This window comes from Burkholderia sp. BCC1985 (assembly GCF_905339915.1).
In the GTDB taxonomy this organism is placed as follows: Bacteria; Pseudomonadota; Gammaproteobacteria; order Burkholderiales; family Burkholderiaceae; genus Burkholderia.
On record NZ_CAJPGY010000001.1, the window covers coordinates 151,462 to 175,115 of the forward strand.

General features: G+C 67.1%; 19 protein-coding genes and 3 tRNA genes. 9 read left to right on the forward strand and 13 right to left on the reverse strand.

Going from position 1 to position 23,654, the window contains the following annotated elements:
- Nucleotides 1-36: 36 nt before the first annotated feature.
- Nucleotides 37-1,659 carry a glucose-6-phosphate isomerase gene (pgi, locus tag U4Z31_RS00700; protein ID WP_321809194.1) on the forward strand — a complete coding sequence of 541 codons (1,623 nt, stop codon included), beginning with the start codon at nucleotides 37-39 and terminating at the stop codon, nucleotides 1,657-1,659.
- 74 nt (nucleotides 1,660-1,733) lie between these two features.
- Here the strand turns inward: pgi and U4Z31_RS00705 are convergent, their stop codons facing one another.
- Nucleotides 1,734-2,435, reverse strand: a complete 702-nt coding sequence (locus U4Z31_RS00705; RefSeq protein ID WP_044843672.1) for an ABC transporter ATP-binding protein — start codon at nucleotides 2,433-2,435, stop codon at nucleotides 1,734-1,736.
- On the opposite strand from U4Z31_RS00705, the gene U4Z31_RS00710 reads away from it, so the two are divergent.
- The gene (locus U4Z31_RS00710) at nucleotides 2,434-3,108 is read left to right on the forward strand and encodes an arylesterase (RefSeq protein WP_321800873.1); all 675 of its coding nucleotides are present in this window, start codon (nucleotides 2,434-2,436) and stop codon (nucleotides 3,106-3,108) included. The two genes, U4Z31_RS00705 and U4Z31_RS00710, sit on opposite strands and share 2 nt — an antisense overlap.
- Nucleotides 3,109-3,220: 112 nt before the next feature.
- On the opposite strand, the gene U4Z31_RS00715 is transcribed toward U4Z31_RS00710, so the two are convergent.
- The 7 genes from U4Z31_RS00715 to tig form a co-directional block, all read right to left on the reverse strand.
- Nucleotides 3,221-5,155 (reverse strand): SurA N-terminal domain-containing protein, encoded by a 1,935-nt coding sequence (locus U4Z31_RS00715; protein ID WP_321809195.1) that lies wholly within the window; start codon nucleotides 5,153-5,155, stop codon nucleotides 3,221-3,223.
- Nucleotides 5,156-5,475: 320 nt separating this feature from the next.
- Nucleotides 5,476-5,552 (reverse strand) — tRNA-Asp (locus tag U4Z31_RS00720).
- Nucleotides 5,553-5,575: 23 nt separating this feature from the next.
- Nucleotides 5,576-5,651 (reverse strand) — tRNA-Val (locus tag U4Z31_RS00725).
- A 205-nt stretch (nucleotides 5,652-5,856) separates the two neighbouring features.
- Entirely contained in the window at nucleotides 5,857-8,280 is a 2,424-nt protein-coding gene (lon, locus tag U4Z31_RS00730; RefSeq protein ID WP_044843675.1) for an endopeptidase La, read from the reverse strand.
- A 197-nt stretch (nucleotides 8,281-8,477) separates the two neighbouring features.
- Nucleotides 8,478-9,749: an ATP-dependent Clp protease ATP-binding subunit ClpX gene (gene clpX / locus U4Z31_RS00735; RefSeq protein ID WP_006754177.1), complete on the reverse strand. Its 1,272-nt coding sequence runs from the start codon at nucleotides 9,747-9,749 to the stop codon at nucleotides 8,478-8,480.
- Between the two features lie 164 nt (nucleotides 9,750-9,913).
- Nucleotides 9,914-10,567, reverse strand: a complete 654-nt coding sequence (gene clpP / locus U4Z31_RS00740) for an ATP-dependent Clp endopeptidase proteolytic subunit ClpP (protein ID WP_006496351.1) — start codon at nucleotides 10,565-10,567, stop codon at nucleotides 9,914-9,916.
- 140 nt (nucleotides 10,568-10,707) lie between these two features.
- Nucleotides 10,708-12,054 (reverse strand): trigger factor, encoded by a 1,347-nt coding sequence (gene tig, locus U4Z31_RS00745; protein WP_044843676.1) that lies wholly within the window; start codon nucleotides 12,052-12,054, stop codon nucleotides 10,708-10,710.
- 387 nt (nucleotides 12,055-12,441) lie between these two features.
- On the opposite strand from tig, the gene U4Z31_RS00750 reads away from it, so the two are divergent.
- Nucleotides 12,442-13,587 (forward strand): glycerate kinase, encoded by a 1,146-nt coding sequence (locus tag U4Z31_RS00750; RefSeq protein WP_124570165.1) that lies wholly within the window; start codon nucleotides 12,442-12,444, stop codon nucleotides 13,585-13,587.
- Nucleotides 13,588-13,649: 62 nt separating this feature from the next.
- Nucleotides 13,650-14,099 carry a MarR family winged helix-turn-helix transcriptional regulator gene (locus tag U4Z31_RS00755; protein WP_044843678.1) on the forward strand — a complete coding sequence of 150 codons (450 nt, stop codon included), beginning with the start codon at nucleotides 13,650-13,652 and terminating at the stop codon, nucleotides 14,097-14,099.
- A 229-nt stretch (nucleotides 14,100-14,328) separates the two neighbouring features.
- On the opposite strand, the gene U4Z31_RS00760 is transcribed toward U4Z31_RS00755, so the two are convergent.
- Together U4Z31_RS00760 and U4Z31_RS00765 are read right to left on the reverse strand one after the other, a co-directional pair.
- Complete coding sequence (locus U4Z31_RS00760; RefSeq protein WP_321809196.1) at nucleotides 14,329-15,327, reverse strand: 2-dehydropantoate 2-reductase; 999 nt, start codon at nucleotides 15,325-15,327, stop codon at nucleotides 14,329-14,331.
- A gap of 101 nt (nucleotides 15,328-15,428) precedes the next feature.
- Entirely contained in the window at nucleotides 15,429-16,574 is a 1,146-nt protein-coding gene (locus U4Z31_RS00765) for a helix-turn-helix transcriptional regulator (RefSeq protein ID WP_321809197.1), read from the reverse strand.
- Between the two features lie 302 nt (nucleotides 16,575-16,876).
- Between U4Z31_RS00765 and U4Z31_RS00770 the strand changes: the two genes are divergently transcribed.
- The 4 genes from U4Z31_RS00770 (at nucleotide 16,877) to U4Z31_RS00785 (ending at nucleotide 20,620) form a co-directional block, all read left to right on the forward strand.
- The gene (locus U4Z31_RS00770) at nucleotides 16,877-17,923 is read left to right on the forward strand and encodes a porin (protein ID WP_321809198.1); all 1,047 of its coding nucleotides are present in this window, start codon (nucleotides 16,877-16,879) and stop codon (nucleotides 17,921-17,923) included.
- 22 nt (nucleotides 17,924-17,945) lie between these two features.
- A complete protein-coding gene (locus U4Z31_RS00775) occupies nucleotides 17,946-19,166 on the forward strand; it encodes an MFS transporter (RefSeq protein ID WP_321809199.1) in 1,221 nt (406 codons plus the stop codon).
- A 16-nt stretch (nucleotides 19,167-19,182) separates the two neighbouring features.
- A complete protein-coding gene (locus U4Z31_RS00780) occupies nucleotides 19,183-20,292 on the forward strand; it encodes a class II histone deacetylase (RefSeq protein ID WP_044843683.1) in 1,110 nt (369 codons plus the stop codon).
- A gap of 97 nt (nucleotides 20,293-20,389) precedes the next feature.
- On the forward strand, nucleotides 20,390-20,620 hold the full coding sequence (locus U4Z31_RS00785) for a hypothetical protein (protein WP_044843684.1): 231 nt from the start codon (nucleotides 20,390-20,392) through the stop codon (nucleotides 20,618-20,620).
- 92 nt (nucleotides 20,621-20,712) lie between these two features.
- Here the strand turns inward: U4Z31_RS00785 and U4Z31_RS00790 are convergent, their stop codons facing one another.
- Nucleotides 20,713-21,006: a hypothetical protein gene (locus U4Z31_RS00790; protein ID WP_321809200.1), complete on the reverse strand. Its 294-nt coding sequence runs from the start codon at nucleotides 21,004-21,006 to the stop codon at nucleotides 20,713-20,715.
- Nucleotides 21,007-21,200: 194 nt separating this feature from the next.
- Nucleotides 21,201-21,287 (reverse strand) — tRNA-Leu (locus tag U4Z31_RS00795).
- Between the two features lie 244 nt (nucleotides 21,288-21,531).
- Here U4Z31_RS00795 and hpnD point away from each other — a divergent pair.
- Complete coding sequence (gene hpnD, locus U4Z31_RS00800) at nucleotides 21,532-22,365, forward strand: presqualene diphosphate synthase HpnD (RefSeq protein ID WP_321809201.1); 834 nt, start codon at nucleotides 21,532-21,534, stop codon at nucleotides 22,363-22,365.
- 24 nt (nucleotides 22,366-22,389) lie between these two features.
- Here hpnD and U4Z31_RS00805 read toward each other — a convergent pair whose 3' ends face one another.
- Nucleotides 22,390-23,610 (reverse strand): DUF1501 domain-containing protein, encoded by a 1,221-nt coding sequence (locus U4Z31_RS00805; protein ID WP_321809202.1) that lies wholly within the window; start codon nucleotides 23,608-23,610, stop codon nucleotides 22,390-22,392.
- Between the last annotated feature and the right edge of the window lie 44 nt (nucleotides 23,611-23,654).

A 23,654-nucleotide genomic window follows, 5' to 3' on the forward strand; every position in this document is an offset into this window, starting at 1 on the left:
GGCATTCCTCCCGATTCACGCTTCACTCGAACCGCCATGACGCTGAATTCGCTCCCCGCCTGGACTGCCCTTCAATCCCACTTCGAACAAATCCGCCATGCACGGCTGCGCGACTGGTTCGCGCCGGAAAACGACCGCGCGCCGACCCGCGCCGAACGCTTCACGGTCCCGGGCGGCGGCCTTGCGGCCGACTTCTCGAAGAACCGCATCAACGACGACACGCTGCGCCTGCTCGTGCAGCTGGCCCGCGAAGCGGGCGTCGAAGCGCGCCGCGACGCGATGTTCGCCGGCGAGATCGTCAACCCGACCGAAGGCCGCGCCGCATTGCACACCGCGCTGCGCGCGACGGACCCGCACGCGCCGTTCCATGCGCAGGTCAGCGCCGAGCGCGCGAAGATGGCGACCTTCGCGCGCGCCGTGCGCAGCGGCGCGTGGACCGGCTATACCGGCAAGCGCATCCGCCACGTGATCAACATCGGCATCGGCGGCTCGGATCTCGGGCCGAAGATGGTCGTGCACGCGCTGCACCATGTCGCGACGCCCGACATCTCGACGCACTTCGTGTCGAACGTCGACGGCGCCGATCTCGCGCGCGTGCTCGAACAGGTCGACCCGGAAGAAACGCTCGCGATCATCGTGTCGAAGACCTTCACGACGCTCGAGACGATGACGAACGCACGCTCGCTGCGCGACTGGTTCGTCGCGCGCGGCTGCCCCGAGGACGCGCTCGCGAAGCACTTCGTCGGCGTGTCGGCGAACCCGGCCGAAGTCGTGAAGTTCGGCATCGCCGCGGACAACGTGTTCGAAATGTGGGACTGGGTCGGTGGCCGCTATTCGCTGTGGTCGGCGGTCGGCCTGTCGATCATGATCGCGGTCGGGCCCGAGCAGTTCGACGAACTGCTCGCCGGCGCGAACGACATGGATCGCCATTTCCGTGAAGCGCCGCTCGAGCGCAACCTGCCGGTGCTGCTCGGCCTGATCGGCATCTGGTATCGCAACTTCTTCGGCTCGCAGAGCTACCTCGTCGCGCCGTATTCGGAAGCGCTGCACTACCTGCCGTCGTATCTCCAGCAGCTCGAGATGGAAAGCAACGGCAAGTCCGCGCGTCTCGACGGCACGTTCGTCGATTACCCGACGTCGGCCGTCACGTGGGGCGAGCCGGGCACCAACGGCCAGCACGCGTTTTTCCAGATGCTGCACCAGGGCCCGACGATCGTGCCGATCGACTTCATCGCGGTGCTGACGCCCGAGCATCCGCTCGCGAGCCATCATCCGAAGCTGCTCGCGAACTGCTTCGCGCAAAGCGAAGCACTGATGCTCGGCCGCACGCTCGACGAAGCGCGCCAGGTCGCCGGCCCCGGCAAGGAAGCGCTCGCGCCGCACCTGACGTTCCCCGGCAACCGTCCGACGACGACGCTGCTGGTGGACGCGCTGACGCCGCGCACGCTCGGCGCGCTGATCGCGCTCTACGAGCACAAGGTGCTGGTGCAGGCGACGGTGTGGGACATCAATCCGTTCGACCAGTGGGGCGTGGAGCTCGGCAAGATTCTCGGCAAGGTCGTCGAAGCCGACCTGTCGGCCGAGTCGGTCGATCCCGCGAAGCACGATTCGTCGACGACCGCGCTGATCGAACGCGCGCGGGCAGCGCTCGAGCGCTGACGCGACGGCGTCGCACGCATGCCGGCCGCACCGGGCGATCCGCTCTGTGCGGCCGGCAAGAATTCAGTCCCGCGCTATGCCGCGTGCGGTGCGACGATGCGTCCGGCGTCGATGGTAACCATCGTCGCGCAGCGCCGCGCGAGCTCGGGATCGTGCGTGACGAGCACGAGCGTCGCACCGTGCGTGCGATTCAGCTCGAACATCAGGTCGATGACCGCGTGGCCCGTGGCCGCATCGAGGCTGCCGGTCGGTTCGTCGGCGAACAGGATCGCCGGATGCGTGACGAACGCGCGCGCGAGCGCGACGCGCTGCTGCTCGCCGCCCGACAGCAGTTTCGGATAATGCGCGGTACGCTCGCCGAGACCGACCTGCACGAGCAGCGCGCGGGCACGATCGGCCGCGTCGCGCGCACTGATGCCGCCCTGCAGTTCGAGCGGCAGCATCACGTTCTCGAGCGCCGTCAGGTGCGGCATCAACTGGAACGACTGGAACACGAACCCGACCGCGCCGTTGCGCAGCGCGGCACGCTCGTCCTCGTCGAGCTGGTCGAGCGCGCGGCCGAGCAGGCGAACCGTGCCGCTCGTCGCGCTGTCCAACCCGGCAAGCAGGCCGAGCAGCGTCGATTTGCCCGACCCCGATGCGCCGACGATCGCGAGGCTGCTGCCGGGCCGCACGGCGAGCGTGATGCCGTCGAGGATCGTCAGCTCGCCCGTTGCATCGGCAACCCGCTTGCACACGTCATGGACTTCGATGATCGGATCGGTAATCTTGAACATGGACACGACATTCCGCTGGAAAAGGCGCGCGGCACTCGCCGCACTGCTGGGGACCCTGGCCGCAACAACCATGCCCGCACGCGCCGCGACGGCGGCGGCCCCGACCTCGGGCCAGCCCGCGCTCGTCGTGCTCGGCGACAGCCTGTCGGCCGAATACGGGCTGCCGCGCGACACCGGCTGGGTTGCGCTGCTGCGGCAGCGGCTTGCGACCGAGCGAATCGATTATAGCGTCGCGAATGCAAGCGTCAGCGGCGACACCACGAGCGGCGGCCGCGCACGACTGCCCGCGGTGCTGCAACGGCTCAAACCGTCGATCGTGGTCGTCGAGCTCGGCTCGAACGATGCGCTGCGCGGCGTGCCGCTCGCGACGACCGAGCAGAACCTGCGCGACATCATCGCCGATGCGCGGCAGGCGCGCGCGAAGGTCGTGCTGGTCGGCATGTACGTGCCGCCCAACTACGGGCCCGACTACACGCAGAAGTTCCATGCGGTCTATACGCGCCTGTCGAAGGAACTCGGCGTACCGCTCGTGCCGTTCCTGCTGGCCGGCATCGAGAACAAGCCCGAGATGTTCCAGCCGGACCAGATGCATCCCGCGCAGCAGGCGCAGGGCATCCTGCTCGACAACGTCTGGCCGGCGTTGAAACCGCTGCTCGGCAAGCCGCGCGGCTGACCTCGCGACTCGCCACCACCGGAAAGCAAAAAGCCCCGCTCGAAGCGGGGCTTTCTGTTGCTGCATGCGAAACCGTGAACGGCGCTTCGCTTGGTTGGCGCCGGGTCGTGGCTTAGTTGCCGCCGTCCTGCGACTGGCTCTGCGTGGTGCCGTACACCTTCACCTTCGAGCGGTCGCGCAGCGCGGCGAGATATGCTTCGCCTTCGCTTTGCGCTTCGACCTGCGCCATCTGCTGCTGCGCGGCCGCGAGCTGCTGCGGATCGACGGCCGTACCCACGATCACCGTGTTCACGCGATAGATCGCATAGCCGTCCGCACCGAGGTCGACACCGACATACGCCGGCAGCGTCTTCGCATCGACCTTGTAGACGGCGCTCAGCGCGGCCGGCGTCAGGCCCTGCGACTGCGTGCGCGACACCTTCTGCGCGGCCGCGAAGCCGTCGGCCGACTTCGACTTCTGCAGCTCGGCCAGCTTCGCCGCCCCGTCCTTCTTCGCGAGTTCCGCAGCCTGCTCGGCAACGACCTTCTGACGCACGACGTCCTTGATCGCGTCGAGCGCGGGCACGGCAGCCGGCTTGTAGTCGGTCACGCGCGCCGAGATCAGCGTGTTGTTGCCCACGTCGATCGCCTGCGTGTTGTTCTGGCTCTTCACCGAATCGTTCGCGAACACGGCAGCGAGGAACTTCGGATTGTTCAGCGGGCTCGTCGGCGGCAATTGCGGATTCGGCGTCGGCGTGACGGTGGCCGTCTGGATCGTCAGCTTGTACTTGTCGGCGGCCGGCTGCAGCGTCTTCGCCTTTTCATACACGGTCGACGTGAAGCCTTCCGCGTTGTCCGTGAATGCCTTCGCTGCGTACTGCTGCTTCAGGTCGATTGCGATCTGGTCCTTCACGTCCGCGAACGGCTTGACCACCGACGGCTTCACTTCCGTCGCCTTCAGGATGTGGAAGCCGAGATCCGATTGCACGACACCGCTCACGTCGCCCTGCTTCAGCGCGAACGCCGCATCGTCGAACGCCTTGCCGCCCGCCGTCGAGCCGCGCGTGATGAAGCCGAGATCGCCGCCCTTCGCTGCCGACGGCGCATCCTGCGAGCTCTTCTGCGCGATCGGCGCGAACTGGTCCGGATGCGCCTTCACGTCCGCCAGCAACTGCTCGGCCTTCGCCTTCGCGGCTGCCTTGTCGGCCGCGCTCGCGCTGCTCGCCGCGGCGATGAAAATGTGGCTCACGCGCACCTGCGCTTCCGAGCGGAAGTGCGTCGGGTTGTCGTCATAGAACTTCTTGATGTCCGCCTCGGTCGGCTGCGCGCTCGCGGCAGCGGCGGCCGGCGAATAGACGAGATACTGGATCGTCGCGGTTTCCGGCGTCGCGAAGCTTTGCTTGTGCGCGTCGTAGTACGCGGCGAGCTGTGCGTCGGTCGGCTGCACCTTCGCCGCGTAGTCGCTCGTCTTCAGCACCAGCGCCTGCACTTCGCGCTGCTGCGCGGCCAGCTCCGACAGGCGTTGCGCCGGGCCCTTCGGCGTGAACGCGCTCGCGATGATGCTCGCCGGAATCTGCTGCAGCGCGAGGCTGTAGCGCACGCGCTCCTGATACTGCTCGGGCGTCATCCCCTGGAACGACAGCAGTTGCGCATAGCGTTCGACGTCGATCGAACCGTCGGGCTTCTTCAGCGACGCGATCATCGGGTCGCTCATCAGCGCATCGCGCACGGCGTTGTCGGATGCGGTCAGGTGCAGGCGTTGCGTCTCGTCGGCCAGCACGCGTTGCTGGATCAGGCCGTCGAGTACTTGCTTGCGATGTTCGGGCGTGTCGAACGCCTTGATGTCGAACTGCCCGCCGAGCGCCTGGCGCGCCTGGTCGACCTGCTGACGGAACGCGCCGTCGAATTCGACCCGCGTGATCTTGTGCCCGTTGATCGCCGCGACGTTCGCGCTGTCGTCGAAGAAGCCGCGGAAACCTTGGATCCCGACGAAACCCAGCCCCGGCAACACGATCAGGAGCAGGAGCGCCATCATCAGGCGCTGGTGATTACGGAAGAAATCGAGCATGCGTGACGGGAAAATTGGACAAAACGTCCGATATTACAACATACGGGGTGGCACGGGAGAAAAGCAGGTGCGCAACGCGCGGGCGTGAGCGACGATGCAAATGAAAAAGCCCGCACGAGGCGGGCTTCTTCATTTTCTGGCGGAGCGGACGGGACTCGCCTACATCCTGCAGGCCGCGGCTGCGCGTGCACGCGCAGCCCTTCGCGTCCCGCCGGAAGCCGCGCAGGCGGCTTCCTCCACTCCGCAGTCACGCGCCCGCGAGCGGGCGCGATCAACGACGCAAATGAAAAAGCCCGCACGAGGCGGGCTTCTTCATTTTCTGGCGGAGCGGACGGGACTCGAACCCGCGACCCCCGGCGTGACAGGCCGGTATTCTAACCGACTGAACTACCGCTCCTTGGTCTGGCTGAATCGTGAAACTGGTGGGTGCTGAGGGGTTCGAACCCCCGACCTACGCCTTGTAAGGGCGCCGCTCTACCAGCTGAGCTAAGCACCCGTTTCCGATTCGTTCTGGCTGCGATCTGCGTTTCGGCATCAACAACCAGCGAGCCCGCAAGTTTAATTCATCCCCGATCATTTTGCCAAGCCCATGCGCAAAAATTTTTAACGCACGACGCTACACACGATCCCGACGCGCATAAAAAAACCCGCGGACTCGCCGCGGGTTTCGCGAACCACCGTCAGCGACGGCGTTCAGGTTCTCAGTGCTTCACGACTTCCGTCGAGCCGGCATCCTTCGCCGCCTCGCCGACCGGTGCCGCAGCCTTCGCCTCTTCTTCCGGCGGCAGCGGGGTCGGCGTACGTTCGAGCGCGAGCTCGAGCACCTTGTCGATCCAGCGGACCGGCACGATCTCGATCGCGTTCTTCACGTTGTCCGGAATGTCCGCGAGATCCTTCACGTTCTCTTCCGGGATCAGCACGAGCTTGATGCCGCCGCGATGCGCAGCCAGCAGCTTTTCCTTCAGCCCGCCGATCGGCAGCACTTCGCCACGCAGCGTGATCTCGCCCGTCATCGCGACATCGGCACGCACGGGAATGCCCGTCAGCACCGACACCAGCGCGGTCGTCATCGCACCGCCGGCGGACGGACCGTCCTTCGGCGTCGCGCCTTCCGGCACGTGGATGTGGATGTCCTGCTTCTCGAACGCTTCGTCCTTGATGCCCAGACGCCGCGAACGCGAGCGCACGACCGAACGTGCGGCCTCGACCGACTCCTTCATCACGTCGCCGAGCGAACCCGTGCGAATCACGTTGCCCTTGCCCGGCATCACCGCGGCTTCGATCGTCAGCAGGTCGCCGCCGACTTCCGTCCACGCGAGGCCCGTCACCTGACCGACCTGGTTTTCCTTCGCCGCGAGGCCGAAGTCGTACTTGCGCACGCCGAGGAACGTATCGAGGTTCTCGCCGTCGACCTTGATCGCGCCCGATGCCTTCTTCAGCAGCAGCATCTTCACGACCTTGCGGCAGATCTTCGACACTTCCCGCTCGAGCGAACGCACACCGGCTTCGCGCGTGTAGTAGCGGATGATGTCGCGGATCGCCTGCTCGGTGACCTCGATCTCGCCGTCCTTCAGACCGTTGTTCTTCTTCTGCTTCGGCAGCAGGTAACGCTGCGCGATGCTGACCTTCTCGTCTTCCGTATAGCCCGACAGACGAATCACTTCCATCCGGTCGAGCAGCGGCGGCGGGATGTTCAGCGAGTTCGACGTCGCGACGAACATCACGTCCGACAGGTCGAAGTCGACCTCGATGTAGTGGTCGGCGAACGTGTGGTTCTGTTCCGGATCGAGCACTTCGAGCAGCGCCGACGACGGATCGCCGCGGAAATCCATGCCCATCTTGTCGACTTCGTCGAGCAGGAAGAGCGGATTGCGCACGCCGACCTTCGCGAGGCTTTGCAGGATCTTGCCCGGCATCGAGCCGATGTACGTGCGGCGGTGACCGCGGATCTCGGCTTCGTCACGCACGCCGCCGAGCGCCATCCGGACGAACTTGCGGTTCGTCGCGCGAGCGATCGACTGGCCGAGCGAGGTCTTGCCGACGCCCGGAGGCCCGACGAGGCACAGGATCGGCGCCTTGACCTTGTCCACGCGCTGTTGCACCGCGAGGTACTCGAGAATGCGTTCCTTCACCTTCTCGAGGCCGAAGTGATCCTCGTCGAGCACCTGCTCGGCGTTCGACAGATCGTTGTTGACCTTGCTCTTCTTGCGCCACGGCAGGCCGATCAGCGTGTCGATGTAGTTGCGCACGACGGTCGCTTCCGCCGACATCGGCGACATCAGCTTCAGCTTCTTGAGCTCGGCGTCGGCCTTCTTCTTCGCTTCCTTCGGCATGCGCGCGGCGTTGATGCGCTTCTCGAGTTCCTCGAGATCCGCGCCCTCTTCGCCTTCGCCCAGTTCCTTCTGGATCGCCTTGACCTGTTCGTTCAGGTAGTACTCGCGCTGGCTCTTTTCCATCTGGCGCTTCACGCGCCCGCGGATGCGCTTTTCGACCTGCAGGATGTCGATCTCGGCTTCGAGCTGCGCGAGCAGGTGCTCGAGGCGCTCGATGACCGGGAACATCTCGAGGATGTGCTGCTTCTGGTCGAGCTTCAGCGGCAGACGCTCGGCGATCATGTCCGCGAGACGGCCGGCTTCGTCGATGCCCGACAGCGACGTGAGAATCTCCGGCGGGATCTTCTTGTTCAGCTTCACGTACTGGTCGAACTGCGACACGATCGCGCGGCGCAGCGCTTCCGTTTCAGCGCTGTCGGCGTGATCGGGCTCGAGCGGCATCACTTCGCAGGAGAACTGCGTCTCCTGTTCTTCGATCGACAACGCCTTCGCGCGCTGCAGGCCCTCGACGAGCACCTTCACGGTGCCGTCCGGCAGCTTCAGCATCTGCAGGATGTTGGCGATACAGCCGACCTCGTACATGTCCTTTTCGGTCGGTTCGTCCTTGGCCGCGGTTTTCTGGGCGACGAGCATGATGTGCTTGCCGCCTTCCATCGCTGCTTCGAGGGCCTTGATCGATTTCGGCCGGCCCACGAAGAGCGGAATGACCATGTGCGGGAAAACGACGACGTCCCGCAGCGGCAGCAGCGGGAGCGTGATGCGTTCCGGCGGGAGAAGTTGGGTGCCTGACATTTCATTTCCCCATGAGTGGAATCAATTGTTCGGTAATTGAGGCCGCCACAACGAATTGCAAGCCTTCAAGTGCGGGAAATATTCGGTAAGAAAGTAACCACCGCGTGTCGAGTCAGAGTTACCCACAAGATAAACGAAAAAAAGCCGCCCACGGTCTCATGAACGGCCTTTTTCGCAGAACATCGTCGGCAAGCCGGTCAGTTCGAACCCGCCACCTTCGGCGTGTCCTCATAGATCAGCAGGGGTTTGCCGTCGCCATCGATCACGTTCTCGTCGATGATGACCTTGCTGACCCCTTTCATCGCCGGCAGCTCGTACATCACGTCGAGCAATGCCTGTTCGATGATCGAACGCAAGCCGCGCGCGCCGGTCTTGCGGCGGATCGCCTTGCGGGCGACTGCCTGCAGCGCGCCCGGCCGGATTTCCAGCTCGACGCGCTCCATCGCGAACAGCTTGTGATACTGCTTGACGAGCGCGTTCTTCGGCTCGACCAGGATCTTCATCAGCGCGGCTTCATCGAGCTTGCCGAGCGTCGCGACCACCGGCAGGCGGCCGATCAATTCGGGGATCAGACCGAATTTGATCAGGTCTTCCGGTTCCGTTTCGCGCAGCACTTCGCCCGCGTCGCGTTCCTGCTTGCTCTTGACCGTCGCGCCGAAGCCGATGCCGGTTTTCTCGGTGCGATCGGTGATCACCTTCTCGAGGCCGTCGAACGCGCCGCCGCAGATGAACAGGATGTTGGTCGTATCGACCTGGATGAAATCCTGGTTCGGATGCTTGCGGCCGCCCTGCGGCGGCACCGACGCCATCGTGCCCTCGACGAGCTTCAGCAGCGCCTGCTGGACGCCCTCGCCCGACACGTCGCGCGTGATCGACGGGTTGTCCGACTTGCGGCTGATCTTGTCGATTTCGTCGATGTAGACGATCCCGCGCTGGGCCTTGTCGACCTCGTAGTTGCAGTTCTGCAACAGCTTCTGGATGATGTTCTCGACGTCCTCGCCGACGTAGCCGGCCTCGGTCAGCGTCGTCGCATCGGCGATCACGAACGGCACGTTCAGCAACCGCGCGAGCGTCTGCGCGAGCAGCGTCTTGCCGGAGCCCGTCGGGCCGATCAGCAGGATGTTGCTCTTCGACAGCTCGACGTCGTCCTTCTTGTCGAGATGCTTCAGGCGCTTGTAGTGGTTGTACACGGCCACCGCGAGGATTTTCTTCGCACGCTCCTGGCCGATCACGTACTGATCGAGGATGTCGCGAATTTCCTGCGGGCTCGGCAGATCCGACCGGGACAGGCTGGCCTCGACGCCGGCGGCAGCCGCCTCGTCGCGAATGATCTCGTTGCAGAGGTCGATGCACTCATCGCAGATGAATACCGACGGGCCCGCGATGAGTTTCTTCACCTCATGCTGGCTCTTCCCGCAAAACGAGCAATACAACAGCTTCTCGCTGTTCGAACCTTTTTTGTCCGCCATGAATGTAGAGCCTCCGGACAGGTAGATGACATGATACGCCGAATGCTCCGAACGCCGCGCCTAGGGCGCGACCGGAGTCGGCTGGATGCGCTTGCCGCAGATGCTCAGGGCACTCGGGACGTTGCAGGGGCGCCGCGCAAATCGGGGCGGCACCCCACTTAAGCTCACGGGCGCTTCAGCAGCACCTGATCGATCAGCCCGTATGCCTTCGCGTCCTCGCTCGACATGAAGTTATCACGGTCGGTGTCGCGCGCGATGCGCTCCACGTCCTGGCCCGTATGCTGCGCGAGCAGGTTGTTCAGCCGTTCCTTCAGGTAGAGGATCTCGCGTGCCTGGATCTCGATGTCGGACGCCTGGCCGCGTGCGCCGCCGAGCGGCTGGTGAATCATCACGCGCGAGTTCGGCAGCGCGAAGCGCTTGCCCTTCGCGCCCGACGCGAGCAGGAACGCGCCCATGCTGGCCGCGAGACCCATGCACAGCGTCGACACGTCCGGCTTGATGAACTGCATCGTGTCGTAGATCGCCATGCCGGCCGACACCGAGCCGCCCGGGCTGTTGATGTAGAGGCTGATGTCCTTGTCGGGATTCTCGCTCTCGAGGAACAGCAATTGCGCGACCACGAGGTTGGCGGTCTGGTCGTTCACTTCGCCAACCATGAACACCAGGCGCTCCTTCAGGAGACGCGAATAGATATCGTACGAACGCTCGCCGCGGCCGCTCGTTTCGACGACGATCGGCACCAGCCCCAGCGCTTGCGCCTCGAAACCCTGCGGCGCGTTCGAAGCAAGCATGTCCAGCAATTCAGCGCGAGTGATCATTCAATGAACCTTGTTCGAATGGAAAATTGAACGGAGGGAAGCCGCCCGCTCAATCGCCATATTAATGGCAACCGTGCGCTTGACGTAAAAACGGCGTGCGGGCCGTCGCTCCGACAGCCGGCACGCCGCTAGAGCAACACTTACGCTTGCGCCGATGCGCTCGCGAGTGCCTCGAAGCTCACTTCCTTGTCCGTCACCTTTGCCTTGCCCAGCACGAAGTCGACGACGTTGCTTTCAACGACGAACGCTTCCATCTCGGCGAGGCGCTGCTGGTTCGAATAATACCAGCGGACCACTTCCTTCGGGTCTTCGTAGCTCTTCGCGAACTCGTCGACTTCCGCGCGGATCTGTTCCGGCTTCGCTTCGAGGCCGTTCGACTTCACGAGCTCCGCCAGCACGAGGCCCAGCTTCACGCGACGCTCCGCCTGCTCGGCGAACATCTCGGCCGGGATCGGTGCGTCCTTCGCGTTCGGCACGCCGCGCTGCGCCAGATCCTGGCGAGCCATTTCGACGAGACGTTGCTGGTCTTGTTCGATCAGCGCCTTCGGCACGTCGAGTTCGGAAATCTTCAGCAGCGCGTCCATCACCTGGTTCTTGACGATGGCTTGCGTGCGACGCTTCGCTTCGCGCTCGAGGTTTTCCTTGATTTCGGCGCGCATCTTCGTCAGGTCGCCGTCTTCGATGCCGAGCGACTTCGCGAATTCGGCGTCGATTTCCGGCAGGTGCGGCCATTCGATCTTCTTCATCGTGACCGTGAATTGCGCCGTCTTGCCCGCCACGTCCTTGCCGTGGTAGTCGTCCGGGAACTTCAGCTCGAACGTGCGCTGTTCGCCGGCCTTCAGGCCGAGCGCCGCCGTTTCGAATTCCGGCAGCATGCGGCCTTCGCCGAGCACGAACGGGAAGTCTTCGGCCGTGCCGCCCTGGAACGCGACGTCGTCGATCTTGCCGACGAAGTCGACCGTCACGCGGTCGCCGTTCTTCGCTGCGGTGTCCTCACCGCCGTCGCCGTGCTCGCCGGCTTCGCCGCGAGCGTGGTAGTGCACGCGCTGCTTGCGCAGGATGTCCAGCGTGCGGTCGATTTCGGCGTCGCCGATCGACGTCGTCGAGCGCTCGACTTCAGCCGTCGCCAGATCGCCGATCTTCACTTCCGGGTAGACCTCGAACGTCGCGTCGAACGCGTACGCATCTTCAGCCTGCTCCTGCTTCGGCTCGAAGCTCGGCTGGCCGGCGACGCGCAGGTTTTCCGCGCGGCTGATCGTGAAGAATTCCTGGCCGATCTTGTCGCTCAGCACTTCCGCCTCGACCTGACCCGAGTATTGCTGGGCGACCATCTTCAGCGGCACCTTGCCCGGGCGGAAACCCGGCATGCGAACGTTCTTCGCGAGTTTCTGGATACGGGCGTCGATTTCCTTCTGCACGGTGTCCTTCGGCAGGGAAATCGTCACGCGGCGTTCAAGCTTGCCGAGGTTCTCAACAACGTTAGCCATGGCTTCAATCATCCTAAAATTATTCGAGCGAATCGGGTTTTCCTTGCCGTGCCTGCCTGCGGCGTGAGGTGCGTCTCACGCACACGCCGCGCCGGAGCGCCACGCCATCCCTGCACGCGCCGGATGGCTAGCGCAAGCGGCTCGGAGCACGGCTTTGGCCGGAAGAATCGACTATTCTAGCAAACAATCTTCCTCATACCGCCAGATCGGCACGACAACCGTGCGCACCCGCATTGCCGCCCGCTCCCGCGCGCGGCAATGCGCGCGGATCGCCGCTATGCCGAACGCCGTATCCACCGCGGGCCCGCCATCCTGTAAGCTCCGATTGAAGGTGCGCCGCGGCCGCGGCCGCCATTCTTCACACCAATCACGCCTTCCGGAGACACCATGCCGCAACACCCGTCCGCGCCTGTCGTCGTCATCGCGCCCGATTCGTTCAAAGGCTCGCTTTCCGCCGAGCAGGTCGCGGACGCGATCGCCACCGGCATCCGCCGCGCCCGGCCCGACGCGGTCGTGCGCTGCTGCCCGATGGCCGACGGCGGCGAAGGCACGCTCGACGCGATGCTGGCGGGCGGCGGCACGCGGCGCACGCTGCAGGTGGCCGGCGCGTCGCTCGCCGCACGCGATGCGGCGGTCGGCGTGATCGACGCGCGCACCGCGATCGTCGAGACGGCCGAGATCGTCGGCATTACCGATGCGGTCGGCATGAGCGTGCCGGTCGACGCACGCAGCACGCGCGGCATGGGCGAAGCGATCCGCACGCTGCTCGACGAGGGTGTGCGCCGCTTCTTCGTCGCGCTCGGCGGCAGCAGCACCAACGACGCGGGCGCAGGGTTGCTCGCGGGCCTCGGCCTGCAATGCTTCGACGCGGCCGGCCAGCCGGTCGAACCCGTCCCGGCACGACTCGCCGACATCGCGCGGATCGACGCGGCGGGGCTCGATCCGCGCCTGCAGGACGCGGAATTCATCGGCATGTCCGACGTCGACAACCCGCTGACGGGCGCGCATGGCGCGACCGCGGTATTCGGTCCGCAAAAGGGCGTGACGCCCGCGCAGGTCGCGACCCTCGACGCCGCGCTCGGCCATTTCGCCGACCTGCTCGAGACCGCGCTCGACCGGCGCTGCCGCGACCTGGCCGGTGCCGGCGCCGCGGGCGGCCTCGGCTTCGCGCTGCACATGCTCGGCGCGCAGTTCGAAGCCGGCGCGGAAGTCGTCGCGCGGCAGGTCGGGCTCGATGCGGCACTGGCCGGCGCCGACTGGCTGATCACCGGCGAAGGCCGCTCCGACGTGCAGACGCTGCACGGCAAGGCGCCGTTCATCGCGTGCCGCCATGCGCGGGTCGCGGGCGTGCCCGCGTCGCTGCTGTCGGGCGCGGTCGACCCGGCCGCGCTGCCGCGCCTGTCCGAACACTTTTCCGGCTGCTTCTCGCCGGCGCCCGGCCCGATCACGCTCGACGTCGCGATCCGCGACGCGGCGAACCTGCTCGCGAACGAAGCGGAACAGTTGACACGGCTGAAGTACGGCGCACACTGACCGTTGACCCGAGCGCGCGATACAGGAACAATCGGGCCCGCCCTTTTTCTTCAGGATTCGACATGAAAGGCCGACAAGCCGGGCTCGACCAGTTTCTGACCTATCGCCTCCATGCGCTCGCGAAGCGATCCGACCGCGGGATCGCCGACGTGTACCGGCACAAGCTGGACATCTCGCTGCCCGAGGCGCGCGTGATCGCCGCCGTCGGCGCCTTCGGTCCGTTTTCGATCATGGATCTCGCGCGCCACACCAATCTCGACAAGAGCCAGGCGAGCCGCGCGGCGGAAGCGCTGCTGCGCCAGGGGCTGCTCGAGCGCAGCGCGAGCGAGGAGGATGGCCGGATCGTGCTGATCGCGCTGACCACCGACGGCCGAGCGCTGCATCGCAAGATCATGCCGATCGTGCGCAAGTGGAATGAAGGCTTGCTCGCGTGCCTGTCCGACAGCGAGCGCCAGACGTTCGAGCGGCTGCTCGACAAGGTGGTCGCGAACGCGATCGAACGCGACGACTGAACCGCTTGGCGGGCGTAGTCGGCGCCGCCCCTATCGCGAAGGTGCGGCATGGGCTGCAATCGTTGCGGCCGCGCACATGTTTCAGGCGCCTGCCGCTTTACCCGGATTTATTCGGATGAATCCCGCGGGCCACCCGAGTCGCGCAAGCGTGGGCGGCGGCCCGGGCGACCGCTCGCCGTTTCGTCATTCTTCCCTGCATGCCGGCCATCGCCGCCGCGCTCTCCCTCCGCTACAGCCCGCTGTTCGCCGCACGCTGACGCAGCAACCCCAGCACCGCGTCGCAATACGGCGTCGGCACGCCGAGCTTGCGCCCCAGTTCCGGAAACACACCGAGGATCGGCCCGATTTCCAGCGGCCGCCCGGCCTCGAAATCCTGCAGCATCGATGTCTTGAACGCGCCGAGCTTGCGCGTCACGGCAATCCGCTCCGGCCCGCTCATCCCCGCATCGAGGCCGAGCTGCGCGCCGATCGCGGCCGCCTCCTCCATCATCCGCAACGCGAGATCCCGCGTGAACGGATCGTCGAGCAGCTGCTCGGCCGTCGAACCCGTCAGCGCGCTCAACGGATTCATGTTCATGTTGCCCCACAGCTTCGCCCAGATCTCGGTGCGGATCGCCGGCGTCGACTCGACGTCGAAGCCGCCCGCGGCGAGCGCCGCCGCGAACCGCGCGGTCGGCGCGGCGAGCCGGTGATCGGGCGAGCCGACGATCAGGCGGTTGCCGCGGCCGCGGCGCACGACCCCCGGCGCATCGGTGCTCGACGACAGGTGCACGACGCAGCCGATCGCCTGTGCGGGCGGCAACGCCGCCGAGACTGCACCCGCCGGGTCGATCGCGTCGAGCGGCACGCCGTCGAGCGGGCCCGCGAGCCCGTGCGTGAACCACCACGGCAGCCCGTTCATCGCGGCGACGATCACCGTGCCGGGCCCGACCAGCGGCGCGATGCGCGCGGCCAGCGCCGGCAGCGCCTGAGCCTTCAGCGCGATCACCACGTAGTCCTGCACGCCGAGCGCGGCCGCGTCGTCTCTCGCGCGCACCGGGACCGACGACATGACGCCCGCCTCGTCGATCACGCGCACGCCGTGCGTGTCCAGTGCATCGAGCGTCGCACCGCGCGCGAATGCGCTCACCGTCATGCCGGCCCGCGACAGCGCGGCCGCGAGCAACCCGCCGATCGCGCCGACACCGACCACCGCCGCGCGCACCGACCCTGAATTCGTGTCGTTCATGATGGAAATCCGTCTACCGGGAGCTGACGAGCATAACGCCCAATGGTTGCGGATACAACCATTCGCGCCGGCACCCGCATGCCTGTGCCGGAACGAGCGATTCAGCGCGCCGCGCCACCCGCCTCCACCGGCTCGTCGTCGGTCGGGCCGCCCGTCGCGCCGAGCACGCCGGCGATCTGGCTCTTGTCGTGCATGCCGAGCTTGCGGTACGCGCAGCGCAGGTAGTGACGCACGGTCGTCGGCGAAATCGCCATTTGCTGCGCGACCTCCTTGTGCGAACGGCCGGCACCGTAATAGCGGATCGCCGCCAGCTCGCGCGGACTCAGCCGGTCGAGCAGCGAGCGCGGCCGCGCCTCGATCTGGAACAGTCCCGCGACGGGCACGCACTGGATGCGCAACGCATCGCCGATGAACGGCTGGCCCGACTGGCGCCGCACGTGCGCGACCAGCGGCTCCGGTACGCGCGGGCCCGTCCACGCCGGCCATTCGGTGCGCAGCACGTCGTCGAAGCCGTGATCGGCGTGATGCAGCACGCCGAAGTTGTCGCACAGCGCGCGCGCCGCCGGCGCCACCGCGTCGCCGCGCTCGCGCGTGAGTTGCGCCGCGCGATTGATCGTCAGCGCGGCCGCCAGATGCGGGATCACTTCCTCGAAGCGGCTCGCGTCGTCGTCGCTGAACGGACGGTTCAGGCCCTGGCGATAGATCGACATGAACGTCGTCAGCCCGAAGCGGCGGTCGAGCGTACACACGCACATCAGTTGCGCCAGCCCGTACTTCACGCACCAGTCGCGAAACCGCGCGTCGAACCCGGGCTCGACGACCGACAATCGCACCGCGCGACCGTGCGCGCCGAGCAGCGTGCGCTGCGCGAGCGGATCGCAGTCGCGCACGCGTTTCCAGTCGCTGAAGAACGCATGCGGCAGACGGTACAGGAAACTGTTGTGCATCACGGGGCCGGTCGGCACGTGCGTCGCGACGCCGGTCCACGCGGCGTCGAACGGGATGAGCCCCTGCAGCAGCGAAAAGAAGCGGCACTCGAATTCGCCGATGCCCGACTGCGCGGCGAGCGCGTACAAATCGAGCAGCATCAGGCCGAGTTCGCGCCGCGCCGCGTCGCCGCGCGTCACGCCGTCGAAATCGGCGCGGCGCGGCGGCAGCGGCGGCCAGGTGGATTCGTCGAGCACGATCGCGGCCGGCACGTCGCGCAACGCGTCGAGATCCTGCCCGATATCCGTCGTGATCCTCACCTTCCGCTCCCCTGCCCGATCGGGCCGCTGATGCGCGCAACGCAGACCGGCCGATTATAGCGACCGGCATTTTTGGCGGGCGCCGCCGCCGGAGTACACGACAGCCCCATCCATTTGAACGGGACGCCGCCCGTTGCTGCCGCGCAGCACGCCGCGCCGCGGCGTCGCGGCGCGTCCATGCCGTGCACCGCGGGTTTTCCATACCGTTCATCTGCACGACTGTTCGCCGGTTTTCCCGCTGCGGACACTGCGTCGCGACAACACCAACGACAAACGATGCAGGACGGTATGGAGAACCCCACGTGATGACACCCTGCTTCATCCGCACGGCGACGGCCGCCGTTGCGCTCGCCGCGTGCAGCCTCGCCGCGCACGCGCAATCGACCCTCACGCTGTACGGCGCGCTCGACGCCGGCGTGCAGTACCTGACGCATGCCGACGGACGGCACGCGGCCGTGCAGTTGCAGAACTACGGCATCCTGCCGTCGCAGGTCGGGCTCAAGGGCAGCGAGGATCTCGGCGGCGGCTGGCGCGCGCTGTTCAAGCTCGAACAGGGTCTCAACCTCAACGACGGCACCGCGACCGTCCCCGGCTACGCGTTCTTCCGCGGCGCGTACGTCGGCATCGCGGGGCCCGTCGGCACCGTCACGCTCGGCCGGCAGTTCAGCGTGCTGTTCGACAAGACGCTGTTCTACGACCCGCTGTGGTACGCGTCGTACAGCGGCCAGGGCGTGCTCGTGCCGATGAACGCGAACTTCATCGACCACGCGATCAAGTACCAGTCGCCGGCGTTCGCCGGCTTCGATGTCGAGGCCCTCGCCGCGACGGCCGGCGTCGCGGGCAATACGCGCGCCGGGCGCGTGCTCGAACTCGGCGGCCAGTACACGAGCAACGGGCTGTCGGTCAGCGCGGTGCTGCATCAGGCGCACGGCGACGCGTCGGCGGCGGGCGACGCGTCCGCGCGCCGCCGCGAGCTCGGCACGCTCGCCGCGCGTTATGCGTTCGCGACACTGCCGCTCACCATCTACGCGGGCGTCGAACGCCTGACCGGCGACCTCGACGCGGCGCGCACGATCGTCTGGGGCGGCGCGCGCTACCTGACGTCGGGCGGAATCGGGCTGAACGCGGGCGTCTACCACACCGATTCGCATACGCCGGCGATCGGCCACCCCACGCTGTTCATCGCGAGCACCACCTACGCGCTGTCGAAACGCACCGTCGCCTACCTGAACCTCGGTTATGCGCGCAACAGCGGCCAGAGTTCGCAGACCGTCTACGAATACGACCCGACGCCGCTCGCCGGCGCATCGCAGTTCGGCGCGATGGTCGGCATGTACCACCTGTTCTGATTCCGTCCAGCGAGATCCCGCCATGAAAACCCTTTGCTCCACCGATGCCGCACTGCCGTCCGACGGCCGCGCGTCGCCGTTCGCGCGCTCGACGCTCGTCGCCCTCGTCGTGTTCGCGGCCATCACGCCGCTGCTGCTGCTCGTTGCGCCGGCCGTCGCCGGTCAGTTGGCGACACAGCTCGGGCTGTCCGCGTCGCAGATCGGCACCTACTTCTTCGTCGAACTCGGTGCGTTCAGCCTCGCGACCGTGCCGTCGTACCTGTGGCTCGGCCGCGTCGATGCGCGCCGCGTTGCCGCCTGCGCGATCGCGCTGTTCGGCGCGGGCAATCTCCTGACCGCGCTGTGGATGCCCGGCTTCGTCACGCTGCTCGCGCTGCGTGCCGTCACTGCGCTCGGCGGCGGCTCGCTGATGGTGCTCTGCATGACCAGTGCGGCCACGAGCGAGAACAGCGATCGCGTGTACGGCCTCTGGGTCGTCGGCCAGTTGATCGCCGGCGCGATCGGCCTGTTCGTGCTGCCGCACGTGTTCGCCGGGTTCGGGCTGCGCGCGCTGTACGTCGCGCTGGCCGTGCTCGCGCTGCTTGCCGCGCCGCTGTCGCGCGGCTTTCCGGCGACGCTCGGTGCGCGGCGCGCGTCGGCGCGGGCAGCGCGCGGCGCCGCGACGAATACGCCGCAGCGCTTCGTCGCGCTCGCGATCGGTGCGGTGCTGACGTTCTATCTCGCGATCGGCAGCGTGTGGACCTTCGCGAGCCGCGCGGCGGCGGAAGCCGGACTCGATCCGCAAGCGACCGGCAACGTGCTCGCGATCGCGAGCGTGATGGGGATTGCCGGCGCGGCGCTCGCATCCTGCGCGGGCGGCCGGCTTGCGCGGCGCACGATGCTGGCCACCGGTTACGCGCTGCTCGCGGCGTCGCTCGTCGCACTCGCCGCGTTGCCGCATGCGCGCGGCTACAGCGCCGCGATCTTCGCGTTCAAGTTCGCGTGGACGTTCGTACTGCCGTTCATTCTCGCGACCGTCGCGCAGATCGATACGTCCGGGCGCCTCGTCGCGACGCTCAATTTCGTGATCGGTGCGGGCCTCGCGGCCGGCCCGCTGCTCGCCGGGCTGTTGCTCGATGCCGGCGGCACGATGCACGCGCTGTTCGCGGCCGCCACTGCCGTCGCGATCGCGTCGTTCGCCGCGCTGCGCCATATCGATCGCCGCGCGCGGATTGCCGCGGCTGCCGTTTCCTCCCAACCGTGACAGGTCAAGCACATCCATGAATCGCACTGCCTTCTTCACCGACGAACGTACGTTCTGGCACACCGGCGGCACGCACGCGCTGTTCTTCCCGGTCGGCGGCTGGGTCCAGCCGCCATCGAGCGCCGGCTACGCGGAATCGCCCGATTCGAAGCGGCGCTTCCTGTCGCTCGTGCAGGCGTCGGGCCTCGCCGCTCATCTCGACCTGCGCGGTGCCGCGCCGGCCACCACCGGCGATCTGCTGCGGATTCATCCGGCGAGCTATCTCGACGCGTTCCGCGCGCTCAGCGATGCGAACGGCGGCGACCTCGGCGATCTCGCGCCGTTCGGCAAAGGGAGCTACGAGATCGCCGCGCTGTCCGCCGGCCTCGCGATCGCGGCAGTCGACACAGTCGTCGGCGGGCATGCGGCCAACGCGTTCTCGCTGTCGCGCCCGCCCGGCCATCACTGCCTGCGCGATCGCCCGATGGGCTTCTGCCTGCTCGCGAACATCCCGATCGCGATCGAGGCCGCGCGCGCGAAGCATGCGATCGAGCGCGTCGCGGTGATCGACTGGGACGTGCATCACGGCAACGGCACGCAGTCGATCTACTACGACGATCCGGACACGCTGACGATCTCGCTGCACCAGGACCGCTGCTTTCCGCCCGGCTACAGCGGTGGCGACGAGCGCGGCGAAGGCGCGGGCGTCGGCGCGAACCTGAACGTGCCGCTGCTCGCGGGCAGCGGCGACGACGCGTATCGCCATGCGTTCGAGCGGATCGTGCTGCCGGCGCTGGAACGGTTCCGGCCGGAGCTGATCGTCGTCGCGAGCGGTCTCGATGCCAGCGCGGTCGACCCGCTCGCGCGCATGCAGTTGCATACCGACAGTTACCGGTACATGACGCGAGCGGTGAAGGAGGCGGCACGGCGCCACTGCGACGGACGGCTCGTGATCGTGCACGAAGGCGGCTATTCGGAGGCTTACGTGCCGTTCTGCGGACTCGCGATCGTCGAGGAACTGGCCGGCATCCGCACCGAGGTCGCCGATCCGATGCTCGACCTCGCGATCGCGCAGCAGCCAGGCGAGCGGTTCGTCACGTTCCAGCGCGAGCTGCTCGACGAACTGGCCGTGTCGTTCGGGTTGTAACGCGCGCTCACCAACGAGATGGGGCCGGCCCTTGCGCGATCGGTGCGGATGGGGTTTCCTGTGCTTTTACACCTGCCGGGCCCGGGCCCCTCTTCAGATGAAATCGTCTCCGCGCGAACCCGACACCAACGACAAAGCGCGCCGCCAGCCTTCGAAGCTCGCCCTGAATATCGCCGCGGTGCTGGTCGGCCTCGTCACGTTCGCGATCGGCGTCGCGTGGTTGATCTATAGCTGGATCGTCGATCGCGAAGCGCAGTATTTCGCGATTCCGCTGGTGTTTTCGGTGCCGGTGATCGTGGCGGTCGCGGTGCGGAGTTTCTGGGACTAGGCGCGCGCCGAACGACAAAGCGCCGCGGTCGGTCAACGCGCGGCGCTTTTCATCAAATGCGGTAGCAATATTGGCGGTTCGCTCCCGGCCGCTCACAAGCCGGCGTGTCGACACGGGTTGGGAACCGCGCCCTGATATCCGCTGGCGAAACCCAGCGCGGAACCGAGCAGCGCCGTGCCGACCGATTTCAGGACGGTTTCGCCCGACAGCGACACCCCGCTCGAAATCAGCCGGCCCGAATAGGCCGAACACTCCGGGGAGGCTGCGCCGGTCTGCACGGGTCTGGCGCTCCACGCGACGTTGTCGGCGGCCGTCGTGGCAGATGCCGGTACGGCCAGCGCGAGCGTGAGTACGGCAATCGATGTGTGTGCGATGTTCTTCTTCATGGACGGTCCTCGGCAGGGAGCGCTGCGTACAGGAACTGTAATGAAGAGATGATACGCGCTACGCGACCCGAATTTCCGTGCGCTGGACAGGAGCCGTGTATCGGCGAAAATCGTCATCAACAAAAAAGCGCTGCCGGTCAGCCGACCGGCAGCGCTTTGTTGGAACGGTCCTGGGCGGAGCCCGTTCGACTTCGTGGTGCGTGAGGCCGGACTCGAACCGGCACACCCTTGCGGGCGTCAGGACCTAAACCTGGTGCGTCTACCAATTTCGCCACTCACGCGCATTCCTGTCGCCTGACCGCGCGGCACGCAAGAAGCGTGCTTCACGCGCCCGGGCGTCATGCCGGCCCGAAAACCCGAAAACCGGCACGCCCGATCAGGCGAGCGCGAGATTCTACCCGATCTGCGCAGCATTGTCTCGCCCCGCCGGCGCCCGTCGGACAGCGGTGCTAGAATGCCGCGCTCGACGTGCCGGCCACGCGCCGGCACGCGTCCCCCGAACCCGCCTCCGCCACGACCCCACCCGTGAACTTCGACGACTACTGTCAGCAAAAGGCCGCCCCTGCGGGCTCCAGCGTCTACTACGCGCTGCGCCAGGCGCCGCTCGCCGCCGAACCGCGCCTGACGGCCCTGTTCGCGCTGCGCCGCGAACTCGAGGAAACCGTCAAGGAAACCAGCGATCCGACCGTCGGACACACGAAACTCGCGTGGTGGCACAAGGAACTCGCGGCGCTCGCCGCAGGTGAACCGTCGCACCCGGTCACGAAGGCGCTCGCGCAGCACCACCCGGCGATCGGGGCAGAAACCGACGCGCTGCGCACGCTCGTCAACGGTTACGGGATGGATCTGGAACAGGCGCGTTACCTGGATTTCGCGAACCTGCAGCGCTACATCGCGCAGGTCGGCGGCACCTTCGCGTCGCTGGTCGCGCGCGCAAGCGCCGCGAATCCGGCCGAACCGCAACCGTGGGCCGCGCAGGCCGGCCACGCGCTGATGCTCGCGCAATTCGTGCAGGAACTCGGCAACGATGCGCGCCACGGCCGCATCTATCTGCCGATCGACGAACTGCAACGCTACAACGTAACCGCGGCCGACCTGCTGAATCGCCGCTACAGCCCGGCCTTCAGCGAGCTGCTGCAGTTTCAGACGGCCCGCGCGCGCCAAGCGCTCGCCGCCGCCGACGCGGCGATCCCCGCGTCCGAACGCCGCGCGCAACGCACGCTGCGTGCGCAGATCGCACTGGCCGGCGCGCTGCTCGACGAAATCGAGCGCGACGGCTACCAGGTGCTGCACCAGCGTATCGCGCTGACGCCGATCCGCAAGCTGTGGATCGCGTGGCGCGCCGCACGCCGCCGCTGATCCGCCCCGTCACGCACGACCGCCTCACACCTTCAGCAGCGGCAGCGTCTCGAAGCGCTGCTGCAGCACGTGCGTTGCATCGAGCCCCCACCACGGTCCGAGCACGGTCGCATAGAGCTGGCGGATATCGACCGCGACCGGCAGGTTGCCGTTGCCGTCGAGATGCCCGAGTGCCGGCGCCGCGCCGTACAGCCCGCCGGCCACGCGGCCGCCCATCACGAAATGCGGCGCGGCGGTACCGTGATCGGTGCCGTTGCTCTGGTTCTCGCGCACGCGCCGCCCGAATTCCGCATACGTCATCACGAGCGTCTGGTTCCAGCGCCCGAGCTCGACCAGCGCGCCGCGCATCGCACTCATCCCTTCCGCGAACTGCCTGAGCAACGCCGCCTGCTGCCCCGGCTGGTTCTGGTGCGTATCGAAACCGTTGAGCGTGAGCCGCAGCACCGCGACGCCGTCCTGCGCGCCGGGCCCCGACGCCTCGCATGCCGCGAGCACCTGCATCGCGGTCTTCACCGAGGTCCCGAACGTACCGGCCGGAAAGGCCGTCCTGAACTCGCGCATCCCGCCGCGCGGGCGCAGCCGGTCGGCCGCCTTCACGATGTCGTTCTCGACCTCGATGATGTGCGCGAGCGCCGGGTTCCGTTCGCGCAGCGACGACGGTTCGGCCAACCGCGCCGCGCGGATGAACTGCGCGGGATTGACGAGCGCGATCGCGCGCGCGCCGTTCGCGAGCGGTCCCATCTCCGCACTGCCGAGCACGACGCCGTCCGCCGCGAAGCCGGGCGGCACCGGCGCCTGCGCGAACGTGCGCGTGAGCCAGCCTTCGTGCAGGTACTGGTCCGAGCGCGACGCGGTGTCCCAGATCTCGATCGAGCGGAAATGCGACAGGTTCGGCTGCGGATAACCGACGCCCTGCACGATCGCGACCTGTCCGTCGCGCCACAGCGGCATCAACGGCGCGAGCGACGGGTGCAGCCCCGTCTGCGCGTCGAGCTGCAGCACCTGGTCGCGCTTGATGCCGATGCTGCGGCGGAACTGGTAGTAAAGCGGATCCGCATACGGCACCACCGTGTTGAGGCCGTCGTTGCCGCCCTTCAGCTCGACGAGGATCAGCACGTTCGCATAACCGGCCGCCGGCTGGCGCCCGGCCGCGACCATCGATGCCGCCTGCGCGGGCGGCTGCCACAACGACACGCCCGCCGCGGCCGCGGCGCCCGTCAGCGTCAGAAAATCACGTCGGTTCATCGTGCATCCTTCGGCTCGCCGTGCGGTATGGCCACCGCGGCAGC